This is a genomic window from Microbacterium sp. BWT-B31 (genome assembly GCF_041379855.1).
Classification (GTDB): Bacteria; Actinomycetota; Actinomycetes; order Actinomycetales; family Microbacteriaceae; genus Microbacterium.
Genome location: NZ_JBFECU010000011.1, coordinates 48,748 through 67,384, shown reverse-complemented (window position 1 = coordinate 67,384; position 18,637 = coordinate 48,748). Strand labels below are relative to the sequence as shown.

The 18,637-nt window shown below is 70.5% G+C and carries 21 protein-coding genes and 2 tRNA genes; 9 read left to right on the top strand and 14 right to left on the bottom strand.

The features are described 5' to 3' along the window. Positions 1-25 precede the first annotated feature (25 nt). From AB1K54_RS12375 to ssb, 4 genes are read right to left on the bottom strand one after another with little or no spacing between them, the layout of a single operon-like run. Positions 26-541: an acyl-CoA thioesterase gene (locus tag AB1K54_RS12375; RefSeq protein WP_371203057.1), complete on the bottom strand. Its 516-nt coding sequence runs from the start codon at positions 539-541 to the stop codon at positions 26-28. Continuing rightward, complete coding sequence (gene ettA / locus AB1K54_RS12370) at positions 534-2,213, bottom strand: energy-dependent translational throttle protein EttA (RefSeq protein ID WP_371203056.1); 1,680 nt, start codon at positions 2,211-2,213, stop codon at positions 534-536. Before ettA ends, AB1K54_RS12375 begins: the two co-directional genes overlap by 8 nt. 60 nt (positions 2,214-2,273) lie before the next feature. Beyond that, positions 2,274-2,801 carry a hypothetical protein gene (locus AB1K54_RS12365; protein ID WP_371203055.1) on the bottom strand — a complete coding sequence of 176 codons (528 nt, stop codon included), beginning with the start codon at positions 2,799-2,801 and terminating at the stop codon, positions 2,274-2,276. 47 nt (positions 2,802-2,848) lie between these two features. After that, positions 2,849-3,403 carry a single-stranded DNA-binding protein gene (ssb, locus tag AB1K54_RS12360; protein WP_371203054.1) on the bottom strand — a complete coding sequence of 185 codons (555 nt, stop codon included), beginning with the start codon at positions 3,401-3,403 and terminating at the stop codon, positions 2,849-2,851. Positions 3,404-3,641: 238 nt separating this feature from the next. On the opposite strand from ssb, the gene AB1K54_RS12355 reads away from it, so the two are divergent. After that, entirely contained in the window at positions 3,642-3,905 is a 264-nt protein-coding gene (locus AB1K54_RS12355) for a hypothetical protein (RefSeq protein ID WP_371203053.1), read from the top strand. Positions 3,906-3,916: 11 nt separating this feature from the next. Here AB1K54_RS12355 and AB1K54_RS12350 read toward each other — a convergent pair whose 3' ends face one another. Continuing rightward, positions 3,917-5,353 carry a PLP-dependent aminotransferase family protein gene (locus AB1K54_RS12350; protein WP_371203052.1) on the bottom strand — a complete coding sequence of 479 codons (1,437 nt, stop codon included), beginning with the start codon at positions 5,351-5,353 and terminating at the stop codon, positions 3,917-3,919. A gap of 61 nt (positions 5,354-5,414) precedes the next feature. On the opposite strand from AB1K54_RS12350, the gene AB1K54_RS12345 reads away from it, so the two are divergent. Further along, positions 5,415-6,053 carry a YitT family protein gene (locus tag AB1K54_RS12345; protein ID WP_371203051.1) on the top strand — a complete coding sequence of 213 codons (639 nt, stop codon included), beginning with the start codon at positions 5,415-5,417 and terminating at the stop codon, positions 6,051-6,053. Between the two features lie 25 nt (positions 6,054-6,078). Here AB1K54_RS12345 and AB1K54_RS12340 read toward each other — a convergent pair whose 3' ends face one another. Further along, positions 6,079-6,291 (bottom strand): methyltransferase, encoded by a 213-nt coding sequence (locus AB1K54_RS12340; RefSeq protein ID WP_371203050.1) that lies wholly within the window; start codon positions 6,289-6,291, stop codon positions 6,079-6,081. A 108-nt stretch (positions 6,292-6,399) separates the two neighbouring features. Between AB1K54_RS12340 and AB1K54_RS12335 the strand changes: the two genes are divergently transcribed. From AB1K54_RS12335 to AB1K54_RS12310, 6 genes are all read left to right on the top strand, one after another. Beyond that, positions 6,400-6,472, top strand: a tRNA-Arg gene (locus AB1K54_RS12335). A gap of 42 nt (positions 6,473-6,514) precedes the next feature. Continuing rightward, positions 6,515-7,141 (top strand): oligoribonuclease, encoded by a 627-nt coding sequence (gene orn / locus AB1K54_RS12330; RefSeq protein ID WP_371203049.1) that lies wholly within the window; start codon positions 6,515-6,517, stop codon positions 7,139-7,141. 37 nt (positions 7,142-7,178) lie between these two features. Beyond that, a tRNA-His gene (locus tag AB1K54_RS12325) sits at positions 7,179-7,254 on the top strand. A gap of 1 nt (position 7,255) precedes the next feature. Then, positions 7,256-7,621: a metallopeptidase family protein gene (locus AB1K54_RS12320; RefSeq protein WP_371203048.1), complete on the top strand. Its 366-nt coding sequence runs from the start codon at positions 7,256-7,258 to the stop codon at positions 7,619-7,621. Continuing rightward, positions 7,621-7,926, top strand: coding sequence for an ATP-dependent Clp protease adapter ClpS (clpS, locus tag AB1K54_RS12315; protein WP_371203047.1), 306 nt, complete (start codon positions 7,621-7,623; stop codon positions 7,924-7,926). Before AB1K54_RS12320 ends, clpS begins: the two co-directional genes overlap by 1 nt. Next, complete coding sequence (locus AB1K54_RS12310) at positions 7,923-8,471, top strand: DUF2017 family protein (RefSeq protein WP_371203046.1); 549 nt, start codon at positions 7,923-7,925, stop codon at positions 8,469-8,471. Before clpS ends, AB1K54_RS12310 begins: the two co-directional genes overlap by 4 nt. Before the next feature lie 60 nt (positions 8,472-8,531). On the opposite strand, the gene AB1K54_RS12305 is transcribed toward AB1K54_RS12310, so the two are convergent. From AB1K54_RS12305 to gatC, 6 genes are all read right to left on the bottom strand, one after another. Next, positions 8,532-9,125, bottom strand: a complete 594-nt coding sequence (locus tag AB1K54_RS12305) for a hypothetical protein (protein ID WP_371203045.1) — start codon at positions 9,123-9,125, stop codon at positions 8,532-8,534. Next, the gene (locus AB1K54_RS12300; RefSeq protein ID WP_371203044.1) at positions 9,100-9,420 is read right to left on the bottom strand and encodes a hypothetical protein; all 321 of its coding nucleotides are present in this window, start codon (positions 9,418-9,420) and stop codon (positions 9,100-9,102) included. The genes AB1K54_RS12305 and AB1K54_RS12300 overlap by 26 nt, the downstream gene beginning before the upstream one ends. A 56-nt stretch (positions 9,421-9,476) precedes the next feature. Then, the gene (gene dinB, locus AB1K54_RS12295; protein WP_371203043.1) at positions 9,477-10,742 is read right to left on the bottom strand and encodes a DNA polymerase IV; all 1,266 of its coding nucleotides are present in this window, start codon (positions 10,740-10,742) and stop codon (positions 9,477-9,479) included. A gap of 71 nt (positions 10,743-10,813) precedes the next feature. Further along, the gene (gatB, locus tag AB1K54_RS12290) at positions 10,814-12,328 is read right to left on the bottom strand and encodes an Asp-tRNA(Asn)/Glu-tRNA(Gln) amidotransferase subunit GatB (RefSeq protein WP_371203042.1); all 1,515 of its coding nucleotides are present in this window, start codon (positions 12,326-12,328) and stop codon (positions 10,814-10,816) included. Next, positions 12,328-13,857: an Asp-tRNA(Asn)/Glu-tRNA(Gln) amidotransferase subunit GatA gene (gene gatA / locus AB1K54_RS12285; RefSeq protein ID WP_371203041.1), complete on the bottom strand. Its 1,530-nt coding sequence runs from the start codon at positions 13,855-13,857 to the stop codon at positions 12,328-12,330. The genes gatB and gatA overlap by 1 nt, the downstream gene beginning before the upstream one ends. 8 nt (positions 13,858-13,865) lie before the next feature. Further along, complete coding sequence (gene gatC / locus AB1K54_RS12280; protein WP_371203040.1) at positions 13,866-14,165, bottom strand: Asp-tRNA(Asn)/Glu-tRNA(Gln) amidotransferase subunit GatC; 300 nt, start codon at positions 14,163-14,165, stop codon at positions 13,866-13,868. Positions 14,166-14,240: 75 nt separating this feature from the next. Between gatC and AB1K54_RS12275 the strand changes: the two genes are divergently transcribed. Continuing rightward, positions 14,241-15,953 (top strand): long-chain-fatty-acid--CoA ligase, encoded by a 1,713-nt coding sequence (locus AB1K54_RS12275; RefSeq protein WP_371203039.1) that lies wholly within the window; start codon positions 14,241-14,243, stop codon positions 15,951-15,953. Between the two features lie 3 nt (positions 15,954-15,956). Here AB1K54_RS12275 and AB1K54_RS12270 read toward each other — a convergent pair whose 3' ends face one another. Further along, positions 15,957-16,265, bottom strand: a complete 309-nt coding sequence (locus AB1K54_RS12270) for a YciI family protein (RefSeq protein ID WP_371203038.1) — start codon at positions 16,263-16,265, stop codon at positions 15,957-15,959. A 5-nt stretch (positions 16,266-16,270) separates the two neighbouring features. Beyond that, the gene (gene ligA / locus AB1K54_RS12265; protein ID WP_371203115.1) at positions 16,271-18,580 is read right to left on the bottom strand and encodes an NAD-dependent DNA ligase LigA; all 2,310 of its coding nucleotides are present in this window, start codon (positions 18,578-18,580) and stop codon (positions 16,271-16,273) included. Positions 18,581-18,637: the final 57 nt, after the last annotated feature.

Sequence of the window (18,637 nt, the reverse complement as noted above, 5' to 3'; positions counted from 1 at the left end):
GCCTGCCCTGCCACGCCGAGGCGCCTCAGCGGCGGTAGCGGATCGGCTCTGAGACGTACGGCTCCCAGGCGCTGCGTTCGCGGCCGGTCAGACGGATGGGGCGCCCGGTGGCGGTGTCGACCAGCACGACCACCGCCGACGAGCGGGCGTACAGCACCTGCGGCTCGTCTCCGATGGGGCTGAACACCTCGTAACAGACCTCGATGCTCGATCCGCCGATGCGGCCGATCCACAGTTGCACATCCAGTGGTCGCTGACCGTACGGTACGGGCCGGAGGTACTCGATCTCCTGGCGCGCGATGAGGGTCGCACGGCTGCCGCCGCCCTCGAGCACCGACATGTCGAAGACCGCGGTGGGCGCGGCATCCGCCCCGTCCTCCGGCTGCCAGAACGCCCGCAGGCGTGCCTCTTCGAGCAGCTTCAGCATCGACGTGTTGTTGACGTGCCCCAAGGCGTCGAGGTCGCCCCACCTCAGGTGGATGGGGATCCTCACGCGACGGGCCGGGAGGCCCGCGTCGGCCTCCTGCGACACGTCAGTCACGGGTGAGCTTGCGATACGTGGAGCGGTGGGGCTTGGCGGCGTCGGCACCCAGGCGCGCGATCTTGTTCTCTTCGTAGGCCTCGAAGTTGCCCTCGAACCAGTACCACTGGTCGGGGTTCTCATCGGTGCCCTCGTATGCCAGGATGTGGGTCGCGATGCGGTCGAGGAACCAGCGGTCGTGGGTGATGACCACGGCGCAGCCGGGGAACTCGAGCAGCGCGTTCTCGAGCGACTGGAGGGTCTCGACGTCGAGGTCGTTGGTCGGCTCGTCGAGGAGGAGCAGGTTCCCGCCCTCTTTCAGCGTGAGCGCGAGATTCAGGCGGTTGCGCTCGCCCCCCGACAGCACGCCGGCCTTCTTCTGCTGGTCAGGTCCCTTGAAGCCGAACTTCGAGACGTATGCGCGCGACGGGATCTCGATCTTTCCGACGGTGATGATGTCGAGGCCGTCCGAGACGACCTCCCACAGTGTCTTGTCGGGGTCGATGTTGGAGCGGCTCTGGTCGACGTAGCTGATCTTGACCGTCTCGCCGATCTTCAGTTCGCCCCCGTCGAGCGGCTCGAGGCCGACGATCGTCTTGAACAGCGTGGTCTTTCCGACGCCGTTGGGGCCGATCACCCCGACGATGCCGTTCGGCGGCAGGCTGAAGCTCAGCCCGTCGATCAGAGAGCGGCCGTCGAAGCCCTTCTCGAGCTTCTTCGCCTCGATGACGACGCTGCCCAGGCGCGGCCCCGGCGGGATGGTGATCTCTTCGAAGTCGAGCTTGCGGGTGCGCTCGGCTTCGGACGCCATCTCTTCGTAGCGCGCCAGGCGCGCCTTCGACTTCGCCTGGCGGCCCTTCTGGTTCGAGCGGACCCAGTCGAGCTCCTCTGCCAGGCGCTTGGCGAGCTTGGCGTCTTTCTTGCCCTGGATCGCGAGGCGCTCTGCCTTCTTCTCGAGATAGGTCGAGTAGTTGCCCTCGTAGCCGATGAGCCGGCCGCGGTCGACCTCGGCGATCCACTCCGCGACGTTGTCGAGGAAGTACCGGTCGTGGGTGATCGCGATCACCGCGCCGGGGTACTTCTGCAGGTGCTGCTCGAGCCACAGCACGCTCTCGGCGTCGAGGTGGTTCGTCGGCTCGTCGAGCAGCAGCAGGTCGGGCTTCTGCAGCAGGAGCTTCGTGAGCGCCACGCGGCGCTTCTCGCCGCCCGAGAGGTTGGCCACGGATGCATCGCCCGGCGGCGTGCGCAGCGCGTCCATCGCCTGCTCGAGCTGAGAGTCGAGATCCCACGCGTCGGCCGCGTCGATCTCTTCCTGAAGCACGCCCATCTCGGCAAGGAGCGCGTCGAAGTCGGCGTCGGGGTCGGCCATCAGGCCCGAGATCTCGTTGAAGCGGTCGACCTTCGCCTTGATGGCGATTCCGTCCTGGATGTTCTCCAGAACGGTCTTGGCCTCGTCGAGCTCGGGCTCCTGCATGAGGATGCCGACCGTGAAGCCGGGAGACAGCTTCGCCTCGCCGTTCGACGGGTGGTCAAGACCCGCCATGATCTTCAGGATCGTCGACTTGCCCGCGCCGTTGGGGCCGACCATGCCGATCTTCGCGCCGGGAAGGAACGCCATGGTCACGTCGTCGAGGATCAGCTTGTCGCCGACCGCCTTGCGAGCGCGAACCATCTGGTAGATGTACTCAGCCACGTTTCTCCCACACTTCTGCCGATTCGAGTCCAGCGCCCCAGCCTACCGGCAGCCCCGAGGTCACCAGTCGATCGCGCGGGTGGTGCCGATGAGGCATCCGCCCTCTGCCAGCGCCGGCAGGACCACCGCGACCGGTTCGCCCGTCGCGGGCCCGACCTGGCCGACGAGGCACTCCTGGCCCCATTGGACCGAGAACAGGATGCTCTCGGCGGCGTTGCCCACCGTGGAGTCGTCCTGGGTGACCTGCATGGCGGACTTGTCGAATCCGGCGGCGACGAGCGCGTCGATATAGGCACGGCCCGAGACCTGGTCGGGCGTTGCCCACACCGACTGGACGACCTGCGTGAAGAAGGGCAGGTTGTCGGACGCGGTGCCGTCGGGAACGAGCGCCGGAGCCTCCGTCGCGGGAGCGGTCGTCGGCGAAGCCGAGGGCGACGCCGACGCCGACGCCGAACGAGTCGGAGCCGGGGCAGGCGCCGCGCAGGCGGACAGCACCGCCGTCGACGCGATCAGCAGCGCCGCGGCGAGGGCGGCTGAGCGCGTTCGTACGGCGCCTCGGGGACGGGAGCGGGCGACGAGGCGGGTCACGCGACAAGTCTAGGACCCGATTCTTCATCGCCCGCTGTGAGCGTGCCTCAGAACGGGGTGGGCTCACCCGCGAAGACGAGCGCGCGAGTCTCGTCGTCCTCGGTCGGCTCGCCGGGAACCGCCCACGTCTCGCCTTCGGGTGCGCCCGCCGGGTTCGACGCGGCCGCCTCCGACCGATCGACCGGTTCCGCGGCCTCTTGTGCGCGCCACTCGTCGACCGCCTGTGCCGGCCGCCCGTCGCCCGAAGAGACGTCGCGCGTGAAGCGCGACACGCCGAATCGCAGATCGTGTCCGATCGCGTCGGCCTCGATGTCGATCGAGGTGCCGCGCTTGACGCCGTTGTCCCAGTCGCGCACGCGAACGCGCCCGCTGAGGATCACGCGGTCCCCCTTGCGCAGCGAGTCGATGGCGTGCTCGGCGAGGGAGCGGAAGGTGGAGACGTTGTACCAGTTCGTGCCGTTGTCGACCCAGGAGTCGGTCGCCCGGTCGTAGCGGCGCTGCCCGCTCGCGACGCGGAAGCTCGTGATGGCGACGCCCGCGTTCGTGCGCTTGAGTTCGGGGGGCGTCGCGACGTTCCCGGTGATGGTGATGGTGTCGGTCATGGCATTCCTTTCTGCAGGGATGCACCGGAGCCAGCGCCCGGTGGGCGCCGATGCCCGGCGTGCCCTCCGAGCACCGGCGCCGCGTCCAGCCTGTGCGAGCGGATGCCCCGCGCTTCACCGGCGGCCGCATTCTGTGGGCAGTCGAGGACTCCGGGCCGCTGGGGAGGAGAGATCGCGCATGGTCGGGACGGAGGAATGTCGGAGGTCGTACATATCTTCGATAGTGAAAGGAGGCGACATGTCCATCGCACTCGACTCCCCCACCGTCCCGCCCACGCCTCGTGCGCTCGCCCGGGGCATCCGCCTCACCGCGGTGCGCACGGGGCTGTGGCGCGTCCACGATCCCTCCGGCCGGATGATCGGCCACCTCGAGAGCGTCAGCGCACCCGAAGGGGTCCGCTGGCGCGCACGGCGGTTCACCCGATCCACCGGCTCATTGCGCGAGCTCGGCGACTTCTGGTCCGCCGACGACGCCGTCGACTGCCTCCGTCTCAGCCGATGACCGCCGGCGGGTCAGACCACTGCGTCGAACTGCTCCGCGTAGGCGATCGGTGCGCCGCCGCGAACGCGGCGCCATCCCTCGGCGAGCGCGCCGACCGCTCGCGAGAGCTCGTCGGGAGGGCCCGTGAACGGAATGCGCAGATGCCGGTCGTGGCCGCCGTCGACCGAGAACCGCGGCCCGGCCGAGAGCAGCACGCCCCGCGCGCGGACGTCCATCACCAGCGCCGAGCTCAGGGGCTCGCCCAGGCCCACCCACAGCGAGACGCCCCCCTCCGCGATCGGCACGTGCCACTCCGGCAGCTCGCGCGACAGGCTCGCCACCGCGGCGTCGCGTCCTTCGCGCAGCACGACCGCGCGCTGCGCGATGATCTCGGGGTAACGCTCCAGCAGTCGCGTCGCGACGGCCTGCTCGAACTCCGGCGTGCCGAGGTCGTGCGCCGACCGCGCTGCGACGAGCCTTCGGGCCAGGTCGGCGTCGGCGCGGATCCATCCCACGCGAAGCCCGCCCCATACGGTCTTGCCGAGCGAGCCGATGCGCACGACCGATGCCTCGCCGCCGAAGCCGTCGCCGTCGGCCACACCGAGCGATGCCGTGTCGCGGTCGATGTCGAGGTCCGCGGTCGTCTCGTCGAGGATCAGCACGCTGCCCGCACTCTCGGCCGCTCTCGCCATGCGCTCTCGGTCGGCGCCGGTCATCGACCGGCCCGTCGGGTTCTGGAAGTCGGGCATGAGGTAGGCCGCGATCGGAAGCGTGCGCGCGAACGCCTGCTCCGCGCGATCCAGGTCCCAGCCGTCGCCCGTCGTGACCGGAACGCCGACGAGACGGGCGCCCGCGCGTCGGAACGCCTCCGCCGCGTGCGGGTAGGTCGGCGTCTCGATCACCACGCGATCGCCCCGCGCGACCAGCACGCTCGACACCAGGTGGATCGCGTTCTGCGCCCCGGTCGTCACGACGATCTGCTGCGCCGTCGTGGGCACCCCGCGCCGCGTGTAACGGTCGGCGATCGCCTCGCGCAGTTCGTGCCGCCCGAAGACGTCGTAGCCCACCCGAGAAACGAGCGAGGCCGGCGAGGCCGCGGCATCCGCGATCACCCCGGCCAACCCCGGCCACGCCTTCGGGCTGGCCTGCTGCAGGTCGATCATGCCGTCGGATGCCTCGGCGCGGCCGGGGTCGTGGCGGTGCAGCGGCAGGGTCACGCTTCCCGAGCCCCGAACGCTCGCGATGTGCCCGGTCTCGCGAAGGCTGCGGTACGCGGCCGCGACCGTGCTGCGGCTGACGCCCAAGGCGCTCGACAGCGCACGCTCGGCGGGCAGGGTCGTGCGCGGGGCGACGCGGTTGTCGAGACACAGCAGACGGATGCCGTCGGCCAGCGCCTCGTACGCGGGCTCGCGGGTTCGCCATCCGCCGAGGGCGGCTGTCAGGGCTCGGGCAGAGATACGCGAATCCATAGAGCCACCATACGCATATTGGCCTGGTGCCAACAGTCCAGTCTTGCGATTGGATGGGCACATGACTCGCCGCGTGGTGCAACTGCTGATCGGTCTGGCCCTCTACGGCGCGGGGTGCGCGCTGACGATCCGCGCCGGGCTGGGCGTGGACCCGTGGACGGTCTTCGCGCAGGGCGTCTCGCTGCGCACCGGCATCGGCGTCGGCTGGGTCACCAACATCCTCGGGCTGCTTGTGCTGCTGGGATGGATCCCGCTCCGCCAGAAGCCGGGCGTCGGAACGATCGCGAACATCCTGCTGGTCGGGACGAGCATGCAGGCGACGCTCGCGGTCATCCCGCCGGTTGCGGGCTTGTGGGCCGGGCTCGCAGTGCTCCTCGCAGGCATCGTGGCCGTGGCCGTCGCGTCGGGGCTCTACATCGGCGCCGGCTTCGGGCCCGGGCCCCGCGACGGGCTGATGACGGGCCTGCACACCCGGCTGGGCTGGCCGATCTGGGCCTGCCGTGCGATCGTCGAACTCAGCGTGCTCACAGCCGGCTGGCTGCTCGGCGGGACGGTCGGCATCGGCACGGTCCTGTTCGCCACGCTGATCGGCCCCCTCGTGCATGTCGCGCTGCCGCTGCTCGATGCCCGCCCCGTCGCGAAGCGGCCGGAGCCAGAGCGCGAGGTGGGGGCATCGGTCCCTCGCGTCAGCGAAAGGTGACTACCGGTCAGTGCGTGACTGCCGGTCAGTGCTCCCGGAACTGCGGCCACGAACTCCCGGGCGTCATCCGGGCGTGCAGAGCATTCTTCGCGACCTCCATCGACGGGTACGTCCCGGCGACCGCGTCTGCTCCCGCCATCGTGACGGTGTAACCGCTCTCGTCGCGCTTGATGCTTCCGACGACCCCGGACTCGCCGTACGCGACCCACAGGGCGTGAGGTGCTTCGGGTGTGCTCATGTGGCGAACTCCTTCCGATCCTTCGACGCTACGCCCGCCGGGTTGCGTCCGGAAGTGCCTCGCCGCCGTTTCGGCCTTCGCGCAATCGGCCAGGTAGCCTTGAGACAACCCCCTGTAGCTCAGTGGATAGAGCAGCGGCCTTCTAATCCGCCGGTCGAGCGTTCGAATCGCTCCGGGGGGACGCTCAGGGGCTGCGTCCGCTCCCCTCATTAGGATGGGGGGCATGGTGGGGGCTTCCGACAACGATCGTCTGGTGTGGATCGACTGCGAGATGACCGGTCTCGATCTGGCGATCGATGAGCTGGTCGAGATCGCGATCGTGGTGACGGACTTCGAGTTGCGCGAACTCGACCCGGGCTTCCAGATCGTGATCAGGCCCGACGAGCCGGCGCTGGCCAACATGAACGAGTTCGTCACGCAGATGCACACGTCCTCGGGACTCATGGAAGAGATCCCGAACGGCGTGAGCCTCGCCGAGGCGGAGTTCGAGGCGCTCGAATACATCCAGCGGTTCGTCCCGCAGCAGGGCAAGGCGCCCCTCGCGGGCAACACGATCGGCACTGACCGCATGTTCCTGGCGAAGTACATGCCGCGCGTGGACCGCTGGCTGCATTACCGCAGCGTCGACGTCTCAAGCGTCAAGGAGCTCTCTCGCCGCTGGTATCCGCGCGCCTATATGCACGCGCCGGCCAAGGACGGCGGGCATCGCGCGCTCGCCGACATCCGCGAGTCGATCCGCGAGCTGGCGTACTACCGTCAGGCCGTCTTCGTACCCGAACCGGGGCCGACCAGCGACGCGGCGCGCACCGCCGCCGCCTCCGTGGTGTCATCGTTCCCCTCCGGGATATGAGAGAATATTCTGGTTGCCCGCGCGAGCGGGAGACATGGTGGGTATAGCTCAGTTGGTAGAGCACCTGGTTGTGGTCCAGGGGGTCGCGGGTTCAAGTCCCGTTACTCACCCCATGTGTGCGGCGGCGTCGTGATCGAGATGGATGCCGCGGCTTTCGAACGTCTCGTCGTCGACGAGCTCGACCTGTTGCCCGACGACATGATCGAGGGTCTGGACAACGTCGTGTTCGTCGTCGAGGACCGCCCCGAGGACGGCAGCCTCGACCTCTTCGGCCTCTACGACGGTTTCGCCCTCACCGAACGCGAACGCTACGGACTCGGCGAGCTGCCCGACCGCATCATCGTGTACCGCGAGCCGCACCTCGCCGCCTGCGACGGCGAGCAAGAGCTGCGCGACGAGGTGCACACCACGCTCGTCCACGAGATCGCGCACTTCTACGGCATCGACGACGAGCGCCTGCACGAGCTCGGGTGGGCGTGATGGCGACCGCGATCCTGGCACTGCCGGACACCGGCACGGACGTCGACCTCGACGAGTCCACCGCGTCCGAGAGACCCTGGCAGACCCTCGTGTGGAACGATCCGGTGAACCTCATGAGCTACGTGGTGCACGTCTTCCGCACCTACTTCGGCTTTCCCCGGCAGACCGCCGAGCTCCTCATGCTCGCCGTACACCACGACGGTCACGCCGTGGTCGCCGAAGGCGCCCGCGAGCAGATGGAGCTGCACGCGCAGGCGATGCACGACTACGGGCTGTGGGCGACGATCAGAAAGGCTCCGCTGTGACCCGCGATCGCACGATCCTCATCGGGCTCTCCCGCCTCGAGGCGCTGCATCTCGCCGGGCTGACCACGCAATTCATGGATCTGCTCGACGCCACCGAACTGGCCTCCGACGATCCAGCGGTGGCGCGGCTCGTGCCCGACGCGTACGTCGACGACGCCGAGGCATCCCGTGAGTTCCGCGAGGTGACCGAGGCCGATCTGCTCACCCGCCGGCGAGAGGATGCCGCGGCCGTGCTGACGACGCTGCATCCGCTCCTCGAGGCGGCGGACGACCACCGGGAGGCTCCGGAGGACGAGGGTGACGACGACCCCGACGACGACCCCGCCGACCTCGACCCGGCTCTGCTGGAGTCGGTGCCCGTGACCATCGGCGCCGACGACGTCCAGTCCTGGCTTCGCACACTCGCGGCCATCCGGCTGGTGCTCGCCTCGCGCCTGGGCATCGAGGCCGAAGACGACCACGACGACCGCGACCCGCGTTTCGGCGTGTACGACTGGATCGGGTACCGCCTGGACGGCCTGGTCCGCGCGATCTCGGAAGACTGATCACAACCGCCGATGCCCACATCATCGCGATCCCGTGATCGCGTTGCGAGCACGCCGCGGTCAGGGGATCGCGAACACGTGGGTGGCCAGCGTGGCCGGCTGATCGCGCGTGAGATGCACATCCTCCTGCGCAGCCCAACGGTTCCAATGGGGCCGATACGTGTCGCCGTCGCGCGCGAGCGCGCGTCGTTCGCGCGACTGCCGCGGCGACTCCAGCCACACGCGCACGTCGCCGAGCCGCGCGGTCTCGGAGGTCAGCAGGCCCGAGCCTTCCACGATCACGGGAAGAGAAGGGACGACGGCGTGCGCCTCAGCGAAGGCCGCGGCATCCCAATCCCATCTCTGCCACACACCGATCGTGTCGCGCGCGTGCGGCATGAGCACCAGATCCGTCGCGAAGCGCACCCCTGAGTCCAGTCCGTCCCAGCCGGGGTAGATCGAGTCGAGCGCGACGAGCTGAACGCGGCCGCTCAGGGGCCACTGGGCGACGATCGCCCGCGCGAGGCTGGTCTTGCCTGCACCGCTGCGCCCGTCGATGAGCACCACCGGGTTGGACGCCGACACCGCGACGACCGCCTCGCAGACCGCGGTCGCGGCCGCCTCGAGGGCGGAGGCGACCGGGTCGGGCCTATTTCTTGAGTGCTCGGATGACACGGGTGAGAACACGACCGGCGACCAGCACGAAGGGGACGGCGACCGCGATGAGGGAGACGAGGTTCGGCTCGAACCGCAGGTCGTCGCCGCGCCTCACGTACGCCCCGAGCGGGATCGCGACACCGCCGCCACCGCCCCCGCTGTCTCCGGCCGCGTCTTCGCCGCCGCCGTAACCATGCCACGTGAGCGCGACGGGGATGATCCGGACACCGTCGACGTCCTGCTGCTCGCCGTAGGCGGCGCTGACGCCGAGCGACGCGGACTGCTTGCCGAGTTCGATTGCGAGGTTGGGCATGCCTCAACGCTACCGGTGAGCGGTTGCGGTGACGAGGGGCTTGACCCGAGGCCGAGTCAGGGTTCGCCGAGTGCGCCCGGCCTCGGATGCGACGGCAGCCCCGCGCCGCCCCGCGCTCGCCCGAGGAGCGTCGCGCGGGTGATCACGCCGCGGCCGAAACGCTCGGAGGCGTCGTCGACCGCGCCCTCGATGCGCCGCCACCCGCCGTCTTGGTCCCACAGGGCGGGCGCGCTCGCGCCCGCCGGCCGCAGCCTCTCGGCGCGCACGCCGATCAGCCGCACCGCCATCGGCCGCTCGACGGCCTCGAACAGGCCGTGCGCGGCGTCGCCGATGCGCTGCCCGACCGCGGTCGGCTCGGCGAGAGTCGTCGACCGCGAGATGGTGGTGAAGTCGGCCAAGCGCACCTTGATCGCGATGGTCGTCGCCTCCCACCCGTTGTCGCGCAGCCGCGCGCCGACCCGATCGGCGAGTCGGCGCAGCTCTGCGCGCAGCACCGCGTCGTCGTCGATGTCGGCGTGGAAGGTCTCTTCGTGGCCGATGCTCTTCTCGACGCGCTGCGTGTCGACCTCGCGCGCGTCCAGGCCCCGCGCGAGGTGCCAGATCCGCTCGCCCATGGCGGCGCCGAGGGCGCGGTCCAGCACACCGCGGGGCGCGTCCAGCACGTCGGCGATGGTGTGGATGCCGCGTGCCGCGAGCGCTTCGGCGGCTTTGGGACCGACGCCCCACAGCGCGCGCACGGGCTGCGGCGCGAGGAAGGCGGCGGTGTCGTCGGCCGTGACGATCAGCAGTCCGTCAGGCTTGCTGATGGTCGAGGCCATCTTGGCCACGTGCTTGGTCGCGGCCACCCCCACGCTGCAGGTCAGGCCCGTCTCTTCGAGCACCCGGCGCCGCAGCATCCCCGCGATCCGGCCGGGACTCCCCCACAGCCGCCGCGCCCCGCGCACGTCGAGGAAGGCCTCGTCGATCGAGAGCGGCTCGACCAGCGGCGTGAAGTCGCCGAAGATGCTCATCACCTGCTCGGACAGGGCGAGATAGCGATCGAAGTGCGGATCGACCGTGATCGCCGTCGGGCACAGCCGCAGCGCCTGCGACACCGGCATCGCCGACCGCACGCCGTAGCGCCGCGCCTCGTAGGTCGCGCTCGAGACGACACTGCGCCCTTCGGGTGAGCCGACGATGACCGGCTTGCCTCTCAGCGACGGGTCGTCGAGAACCTCGACCGACGCGTAGAACGCATCCATGTCGACATGGAGGATGCCGGTGCCGGAGTCGTCCGCCCCCTCGGGCGATACCATCCGGCCCGTGCCGTCGCCGCGTCCCATGGTTCCATTCTCGCCGCGACCGCCGACACCGGCGCCACGGTGAGCTCCACCGTGACCTCGTCGCCCGCGGGCTACTGCGAAGCGCGCTCCAGGACGAGCTCGCGCACGCGCGCGGCATCCGCTTGGCCCTTCATCGCCTTCATGACTGCGCCGATCACCGCGCCGGCGGCCTGCACTTTGCCGTCGCGGATCTTCTCGAGCACGTCGGGCTGCGACGCGAGGGCCTCATCGATCGCCGCGAGCAGCGCCGTGTCGTCAGAGACCACCGCAAGACCGCGCGCGTCGACGACCTGCTGCGGCGTGCCTTCGCCGGCGACGACGCCCTCGAGCACCTGGCGTGCGAGCTTGTCGGTGAGGGTGCCTGCGTCGACGAGCCCCTGCAGCGCCGCCACGTCGGCGGGCGTCGCAAGCTCCGCCGGCTCCTTGCCCTCGGCGTTCGCGATGCGGGTGAGCTCGCCGGTCCACCACTTGCGGGCAGAGGCGGGCGAGGATCCCGCCGCGATGGTCGCCTCGACCTCGGCGAGCAGGCCCCCGTTGACGACGTCCTGGAACTCCAGGTCGGTGAAGCCCCACTCGGCCTTCAGCCGTCGACGGTGTGCGGCGGGCGGCTCGGGCAGCGCCGCCCGGAGCTGTTCGATCAGCTCGGCGGTCGGCTCCACGGGCAGGAGGTCCGGCTCGGGGAAGTACCGGTAGTCGTCGGCGTCCGACTTGGGGCGACCGGGCGAGGTCGTCCCCGTGTCCTCGTGCCAGTGACGGGTCTCCTGCGTGATCGTGCCCCCCGCGGCGAGGATCGCCGCCTGGCGCTGGATCTCGTAGCGCACGGCCCGCTCGACCGAGCGCATGGAGTTGACGTTCTTCGTCTCGGTGCGGGTGCCGAGCTTCTGCTGGCCGCGGGGGCGCAGCGACACGTTCGCGTCGCACCGCAGGTTGCCGCGCTCGAGGCGGGCGTCCGAGATGCCGAGCCCGATCACGATGTCGCGGATCGTCTGCACATACGCCTTGGCGATCTCGGGCGCGCGATGCTCGGCGCCGAAGATCGGCTTGGTCACGATCTCGACCAGCGGCACGCCCGCACGGTTGTAGTCCACCAGCGAGTACTCCGCGCCCTGGATGCGACCGGTCGCGCCGCCGACGTGCGTCAGCTTGCCGGCATCTTCCTCCATGTGCGCGCGCTCGATGGGCACCGTGACGATCGTGCGGTCGGCCAGCTCGACGTCGACCTGTCCTTCGAAGGCGATCGGCTCGTCGTACTGCGAGATCTGGTAGTTCTTGCCGAGGTCGGGGTAGAAGTAGTTCTTGCGCGCGAAGCGGCTCGACGGCGCGATCGAGCAGCCGAGGGCGAGGCCGAGGCTGATCGAGTACCGCACGGCGGTCTCGTTGACGACCGGCAACGACCCGGGAAGGCCCATGTCGACGGGGGCGACGAGCGTGTTCGGCGCAGCGCCGTGGTTGGCCGAGTTGGCGGGGTTCGCGGCGGCCGAGAACATCTTCGTCGCGGTGTTCAGCTCGACGTGCACCTCGAAGCCGAGCACGGGCTCGTAGAGCTCGAGCGCCTTGTCGAAGTCCATCAGCGTGTCTTTGGCCATCAGCGGGCCCCTCCTCGGTTCGACGAGCTCGCGAGCGCCGGCGCGCGGTCCAGCAGCGGTGCGCCCCATGAGTCCACGAGCACGGCTTCAAGGGCGGCGCCGACGCGGTACAGGCGCGCGTCCTGGCGCGCGGGGGCGAGGAACTGGATGCCCACGGGCAGGCCGTCCTCGGCCGCGAGGCCCGACGGGATCGAGATGCCGGGCACCCCGGCGAGGTTCGCGGGGATCGTCGTGACGTCGTTGAGGTACATCTGCAGCGGGTCGTCGATCTTCTCGCCGAGCTTGAACGCGGTCGTCGGCGCCGAGGGCGTCGCGATGACGTCGACCTGCGCGAACGCCTCGTCGAAGTCGCGCTGGATGAGCGTGCGCACCTTCTGCGCCGAGCCGTAGTAGGCGTCGTAGTAGCCCGCCGACAGCGCGTACGTGCCGAGGATGATGCGGCGCTTGACCTCTTCGCCGAAGCCCGCGTCGCGCGTGGCGGCCATGACGTCCTCGACCGTGCCGCCGGGCACGTCCACGCGCAGGCCGAAGCGCACCGAGTCGAACTTGGCCAGATTGCTGGATGCCTCAGCCGGCAGGATCAGGTAGTACGCGGCGACGCCGTACTCGAAGTGCGGCGCGCTGATCTCGACGATCTCGGCGCCCTGGGCCTGCATCGCCGCAAGGGCGGCGCGGAACGACTCGGACACCCCTGCCTGGAAGCCGCTGTCGGGAAGTTCCTTGATCACTCCGACCTTGAGCCCCTTGAGCACCGCTCCCGAGGCGCCCTCGCGGGCCGCGGCGGCGAACGACGGCCAGGCCTCGGCCAGCGACGTGGAGTCGTGCGGGTCGTGCCCCCCGATCACGTCGTGCAGCAGGCCCGCGTCGAGCACCGTGCGCGTGACGGGGCCGACCTGGTCGAGCGACGAGGCCAGCGCGATCGCCCCGTAGCGGCTGACGCCGCCGTAGGTCGGCTTGATGCCGACGGTGCCCGTGACGTGCGCGGGCTGGCGGATCGATCCTCCGGTGTCGGAGCCGAGGGCGAGCGGCGCCTCGAACGCCGCGACGGCCGCGGCCGAACCGCCGCCGGAGCCGCCCGGGATGCGCTCGAGGTCCCACGGGTTGCGCGTCGGGCCGTACGCCGAGTGCTCCGTGGACGAGCCCATCGCGAACTCGTCCATGTTGGTCTTGCCGAGCGGCACGAGCCCCGCCGCGCGCGAGCGGGCGACCACCGTGGCGTCGTAGGGCGACATGAAGCCCTCGAGGATCTTGGAGCCGCTCGTAGAGGGCATGTCGGTCGTCACCAGGACGTCCTTGATGGCAAGGGGAACGCCCGCGACCGGGCCGAGCGCTTCCCCGGCGGCGCGGCGCCGGTCGATGTCGGCGGCCACCTCGAGCGCGTGGTCCGACACGTGCAGGAACGCGTGCACGTCGCCGTCGACGGCGGCGATGCGGTCGAGGTGCGCCTTCGTCGCCTCGACGCTGGACACCTCGCGCGCGGCGAGCTTGTCGGCGAGCGCGGCGGCGCTGAGCTTCGTCAGATCGGTCATGTCAGCCCTTACTGCTCGTCACCGAGGATCGCCGTCACCCGGAAGCGGCCGTCGGCGGCATCCGGAGCGTTCTGGAGCACCTCGGCCGTCGTGAGCATGTCGCCCACGGTGTCGGCGCGGAACACATTCGTGAGCGCGATCGGGTGGCTGGTGGCGGCCACGTCGGGCGTGGCCACCTCGGAGACCTTGGCGATGTTGTCGACGATGACGTCGAGCTGACCGGTCAGGCGCTCCACCTCGTCGCCTGACAGCTGGATCCGGGCGAGCACGCCGAGATGGCGCACGAGATCGGGGGTGATTTCAGACACCCCCCCATTCTAGGTCGGCGTCCGCGAGCGCCCGGCGCCCTACGGGCCCCCGACGCCCCGGCGTAGTGTGGAGCCGTGACGACGTACGACCCACCCCGCCCTTGGACCGCCAGCTACGCCGAGGGGGTGCCCGCCGACCTCGCACCCGTCTCGGGCTCGCTCGTCGACCTCGTCGAGGCGTCCGCGAGGGACTATCCGGATGCCCCGGCCCTGCAGTTCTTCGGGCGCACGACGTCGTATCGGCAGCTGCAGAGCGAGATCGAGCGCGCCGCGGCGGCTCTGCGCGACCGCGGAGTCGGGCCTGGAGACCCGGTGGCGATCGTGCTGCCGAACTGCCCGCAGCACATCGTCGCGTTCTACGCGGTGCTGCGCGTCGGCGGCGTGGTCGTCGAGCACAACCCGCTCTACACGCCCCGCGAGCTGCGCAAGCAGTTCGAGGACCACGGCGCCAAGCACGCGATCGTGTGGAGCAAGGTGGTGGCGACGATCCAGGGCTTCCCCGCCGACCTGCGGGTGCCCGACCTCATCTCTGTCGACGTCACGCGGGCGATGCCCTTCGCCACGCGCGCGGCGCTGCGCCTGCCGATCGCGAAGGCGCGCGCGTCGCGCCAGGCGCTGACCACCGCGGTGCACGGCACCACTCCGTGGGAGGACCTGCTGAAGTCGTCCCCGATCCCGCCGACGGCGCGCAAGCCCGAGACCGACGATCTGGCGATCATCCAGTACACCAGCGGAACCACCGGCACGCCCAAGGGCGCCGCGCTCACGCACCGCAATCTGCTCTCGAACGCGGCGCAGGCGCGCGCGTGGGTGCCCTCGATCGTGCGCGGCAACGGATGCGTCGTCTACGCGGTGCTGCCGATGTTCCACGCCTACGGGCTCACGCTGTGCCTGACGTTCGCGATGTCGATGGGCGCGCGCCTCGTGCTGTTCCCGCGGTTCGACCCCGACCTCGTGCTGCCGGTCATGAAGAAGCATCCGGCGACGTTCCTGCCCCTGGTCCCGCCGATCGCGGCGCGCCTGCTGAAGGCCGCGAACGAGAGGGGCGTGTCGCTCGCGGGCACCGAGATCGCGATCTCGGGCGCGATGGCGCTCCCGCACGAGCTCGTGGTGCCGTTCGAGGCGGCCTCGGGCGGCTACCTCGTCGAGGGATACGGCCTGTCTGAGTGCTCGCCCGTGCTCATGGCGAACCCCGTCGCCGACAATCGCGTGCCCGGCACGGTCGGCCTTCCGCTCCCGGGCACCGAGTGCCGCGTGGTCGATCCCGACGAGCCGACGCGGGATGTCGGGCCCGGAGAGCGCGGCGAGCTCGTCGTGCGCGGACCCCAGGTGTTCCAGGGCTACTACGGCAAGCCCGAAGAGACCGAGCGGGTGTTCGTCGACGGCTGGTTCCGCACCGGCGACATCGTCACGATCGACGAGGGCGGCTTCGTGCGCATCGTCGACCGCATCAAAGAGCTCATCATCACCGGCGGCTTCAACGTCGCCCCGACCGAGGTCGAGAGCGTGCTGCGCCAGCACCCCGACATCGAGGACGCCGCAGTCGTCGGGCTTCCCAGCGACAAGTCCGGCGAAGAGGTCGTCGCCGCGATCGTCTGCGCGCACGGCGCGAGCGACATCGACGTCGAGGCGGTCCGCGCGTTCGCGCGCACGATCCTCACCCCGTACAAGGTGCCGCGGCGCATCTTCGTGGTCGATGAGCTGCCGAAGTCGCTCATCGGCAAGGTGCTGCGCCGTCAGGTGCGCGACTCGCTCCTGCAGCTGACTCAGCCGGATCCGGCAGCCTGAGACTCAGCCGCCCAGGCCGTCGCGGGAGACCGCGACGGCGTAGGGGTGCAGCGTCATTGCGAACACGCCGGCGGCGACCGCGGGGTCTGCTTCGGCGATCGAGCGGGCGGATGCCTCGTCCTCGGCCTCGAAGATCGTGATGCCGAAGGAGGTGAAGTCTTCCTGCGTGCGTCCGGCAAGGATGAGCACACCCGCGTCGCGCAGCCCGACGAGGTAGGCGAAGTGCTCGCCGACGATGCGCTGCTCGTCTTCGGTGGGCTCGGCCACCATCGCCGGACGGGTCGGTTCGATGCGATACAGCCACTGCCTCATGCTGCTCACCCCGCGTCCGGGTCGAGCGCGTCCAGCGCCGACGGCCCCTGTTCGACGAGGATCTTGAACTGCGCGGCGTCGATGATCCGCACGCCGAGCTCTTCGGCCTTCGCCAGTTTCGACCCCGCGCCCGGCCCCGCGGCGACGAAGTCCGTCTTCTTCGACACGCTCGAGGCGGCCTTGCCGCCTGCCGCGAGAATCGCCTCCTGGGCGCCTTCGCGCGTGTAGCCCTCGAGGGCGCCGGTGGCGACCACGGTGAGACCCGCGAGCACGCCTCCGGCTGCGACCGAGGCACCGGGCCCCGGATGCCCCGGCGTCGCGAACCGCGCGCCCGCGGCGGCCCACCGCTCGACGATCTCGCGGTGCCAGTCGACCTCGAACCAGTCGATGAGGGAGTCGGCGATGATGCCCCCGACGCCTTCGACCGCGGCGAGCTCGTCGCGCGTCGCGGCGCGGATCGCGTCGACCGACCCGAACCACTGCGCGAGCGCACGCGCCGCGACGGGGCCGACGTGGCGGATGTTGAGGGCCACGAGGAACCGCCACAGATCCTTCGTCTTCGCCTTCTCGAGTTCGTCGAGCAGTGTGATCGCCTGCGCCGACGGCTGCGGGGCGTTCAGCCCCGCCTTCTTCTCGGCCGGGCTCGGGTTGCGCCGGAACGGCGCGCGACGCACGAGCGCCCCGGTCTTCTCGTCGATCTTCGGCTCGCCGGTCTCGGCGTCGCGCACGACGACCTCGATGGGCACGAGCTCGTCTAGGGTCAGCTCGAACAGGCCCGCCTCGGTGACCAGCGGCGGGGTCTCGGGCGCCGACGGCTGCGTGAGCGCCGCCGCGGTCACCTCGCCGAGCGCCTCGATGTCGAGCGCGCCGCGGGAGCCGATGTGCTCGACCCGCCCGCGCACCTGTGCCGGGCACGAGCGGGTGTTCGGGCAGCGCAGGTCGATGTCGCCTTCTTTCGCAGGCGCGAGCGGGTATCCGCACTCGGGGCAGTTCGAAGGCATCACGAACTCGCGCTCGGTGCCGTCGCGCAGCTCGACCACCGGCCCGAGGATCTCGGGGATCACGTCGCCCGCCTTGCGCAGCACGACCATGTCGCCGATCAGCACGCCCTTGACCCGCACGACATCCTGGTTGTGGAGGGTCGCCTGGCGCACCACCGATCCTGCGACACGGGCGGGCTCCATCACTGCGAACGGCGTGGCCCGCCCGGTGCGGCCGACCGACACGACGATGTCGAGCAGCCGCGTGTTCACCTGCTCCGGCGGGTACTTGTACGCGATCGCCCATCGCGGTGCGCGGCTGGTCGCGCCCAGCTCGTCGTGGAGCGCCAGCTCGTCGACCTTCACGACGATGCCGTCGAGCTCGTGCTCGATGTCGTGCCGGTGCTGGCCGTAGTACGACACGAAGTCGATCACGCCGTCGATCGAGTCCGTGGTGCGCAGGTACGGGCTGGTGGGCAGGCCCCACTCGGCCAGCAGCCCGTAGATCTCGCTCTGCGACGCGACAGGCGGGTCCGGCCACGCGCCGATGCCGTGCACGAACAGGCGCAGCGACGCGAGCCGCGCCTGGCCCGCCTCGAGCTCGAGTCCGTCCTTCTTGTCGAGCTGCTGCCGCAGGCCGCCGCTCGCGGCATTGCGCGGGTTGGCGAACGACGGGAACCGCCGCTCGGCCGACCGGAGCGCGCGCTCCTCGTCGGTGCCGCGGGCGCGGGCGTCGTCGAACACGCGCTCGCGCAGCCGCGCCTGCAGGGCGTTGAGCTCTTCGAAGGCCGCGACCGGGATGAACACCTCGCCGCGCACCTCGACCAGCGGCGGATGCCCCGACCCCGCGAGGCGCTCGGGGATCCCCGCCACGCGCACCGCGTTCACCGTGACGTCCTCCCCCACGCGCCCGTCGCCGCGCGTCGCGGCCGAGGTGAGCACGCCGTGCTCGTAGCGCAGGCTGATGGCCAGGCCGTCGATCTTGAGCTCGGTGAGCCAGCGGACCGGGCGGCCTGCGGCATCTTGAGCCTTCCGGCACCATTCGCGCAGCTCGTCTTCGCTGAAGACGTTGTCCAGGCTCAGCATGCGCTCTGCGTGCGGCACGGGCGCGAACATCGAACTCTCTGCGGCGCCGACGGTCTGGGTCGGGGAGTCCTGGCCCTGCAGTTCGGGGTACAGCCGCTCGAGCGCTTCGAGCCGATGCATCCACCCGTCGTATTCGGCGTCGTCGACGATCAGCGTGTCGCGCCCGTAGTATGCGTCGCGGGCTTCGACGATGCGGTCGGTGAGCGCCGCGGCCTCGGCACGCGCGTCGTCGAGGGTCAGCTCCGGCAGGGCGGGGGCTTCGGCCCTCGTATCGAGTGGCTGCGCAGCGGCTGTATCGAGATGATC

Bases quoted from the DNA above. Each gene is read 5' to 3' on its own strand.
- gatA (WP_371203041.1), bottom strand. From the start codon at position 13,857: ATGACCGATCTGACGAAGCTCAGCGCCGCCGCGCTCGCCGACAAGCTC.
- AB1K54_RS12355 (WP_371203053.1), top strand. From the start codon at position 3,642: ATGTCCATCGCACTCGACTCCCCCACCGTCCCGCCCACGCCTCGTGCG.
- AB1K54_RS12300 (WP_371203044.1), bottom strand. From the start codon at position 9,420: ATGCCCAACCTCGCAATCGAACTCGGCAAGCAGTCCGCGTCGCTCGGC.
- AB1K54_RS12345 (WP_371203051.1), top strand. From the start codon at position 5,415: ATGACTCGCCGCGTGGTGCAACTGCTGATCGGTCTGGCCCTCTACGGC.
- orn (WP_371203049.1), top strand. From the start codon at position 6,515: ATGGTGGGGGCTTCCGACAACGATCGTCTGGTGTGGATCGACTGCGAG.
- gatB (WP_371203042.1), bottom strand. From the start codon at position 12,328: ATGGCCAAAGACACGCTGATGGACTTCGACAAGGCGCTCGAGCTCTAC.
- AB1K54_RS12340 (WP_371203050.1), bottom strand. From the start codon at position 6,291: ATGAGCACACCCGAAGCACCTCACGCCCTGTGGGTCGCGTACGGCGAG.
- ssb (WP_371203054.1), bottom strand. From the start codon at position 3,403: ATGACCGACACCATCACCATCACCGGGAACGTCGCGACGCCCCCCGAA.
- dinB (WP_371203043.1), bottom strand. From the start codon at position 10,742: ATGGGACGCGGCGACGGCACGGGCCGGATGGTATCGCCCGAGGGGGCG.
- AB1K54_RS12270 (WP_371203038.1), bottom strand. From the start codon at position 16,265: ATGAGGCAGTGGCTGTATCGCATCGAACCGACCCGTCCGGCGATGGTG.
- clpS (WP_371203047.1), top strand. From the start codon at position 7,621: ATGGCGACCGCGATCCTGGCACTGCCGGACACCGGCACGGACGTCGAC.
- AB1K54_RS12350 (WP_371203052.1), bottom strand. From the start codon at position 5,353: ATGGATTCGCGTATCTCTGCCCGAGCCCTGACAGCCGCCCTCGGCGGA.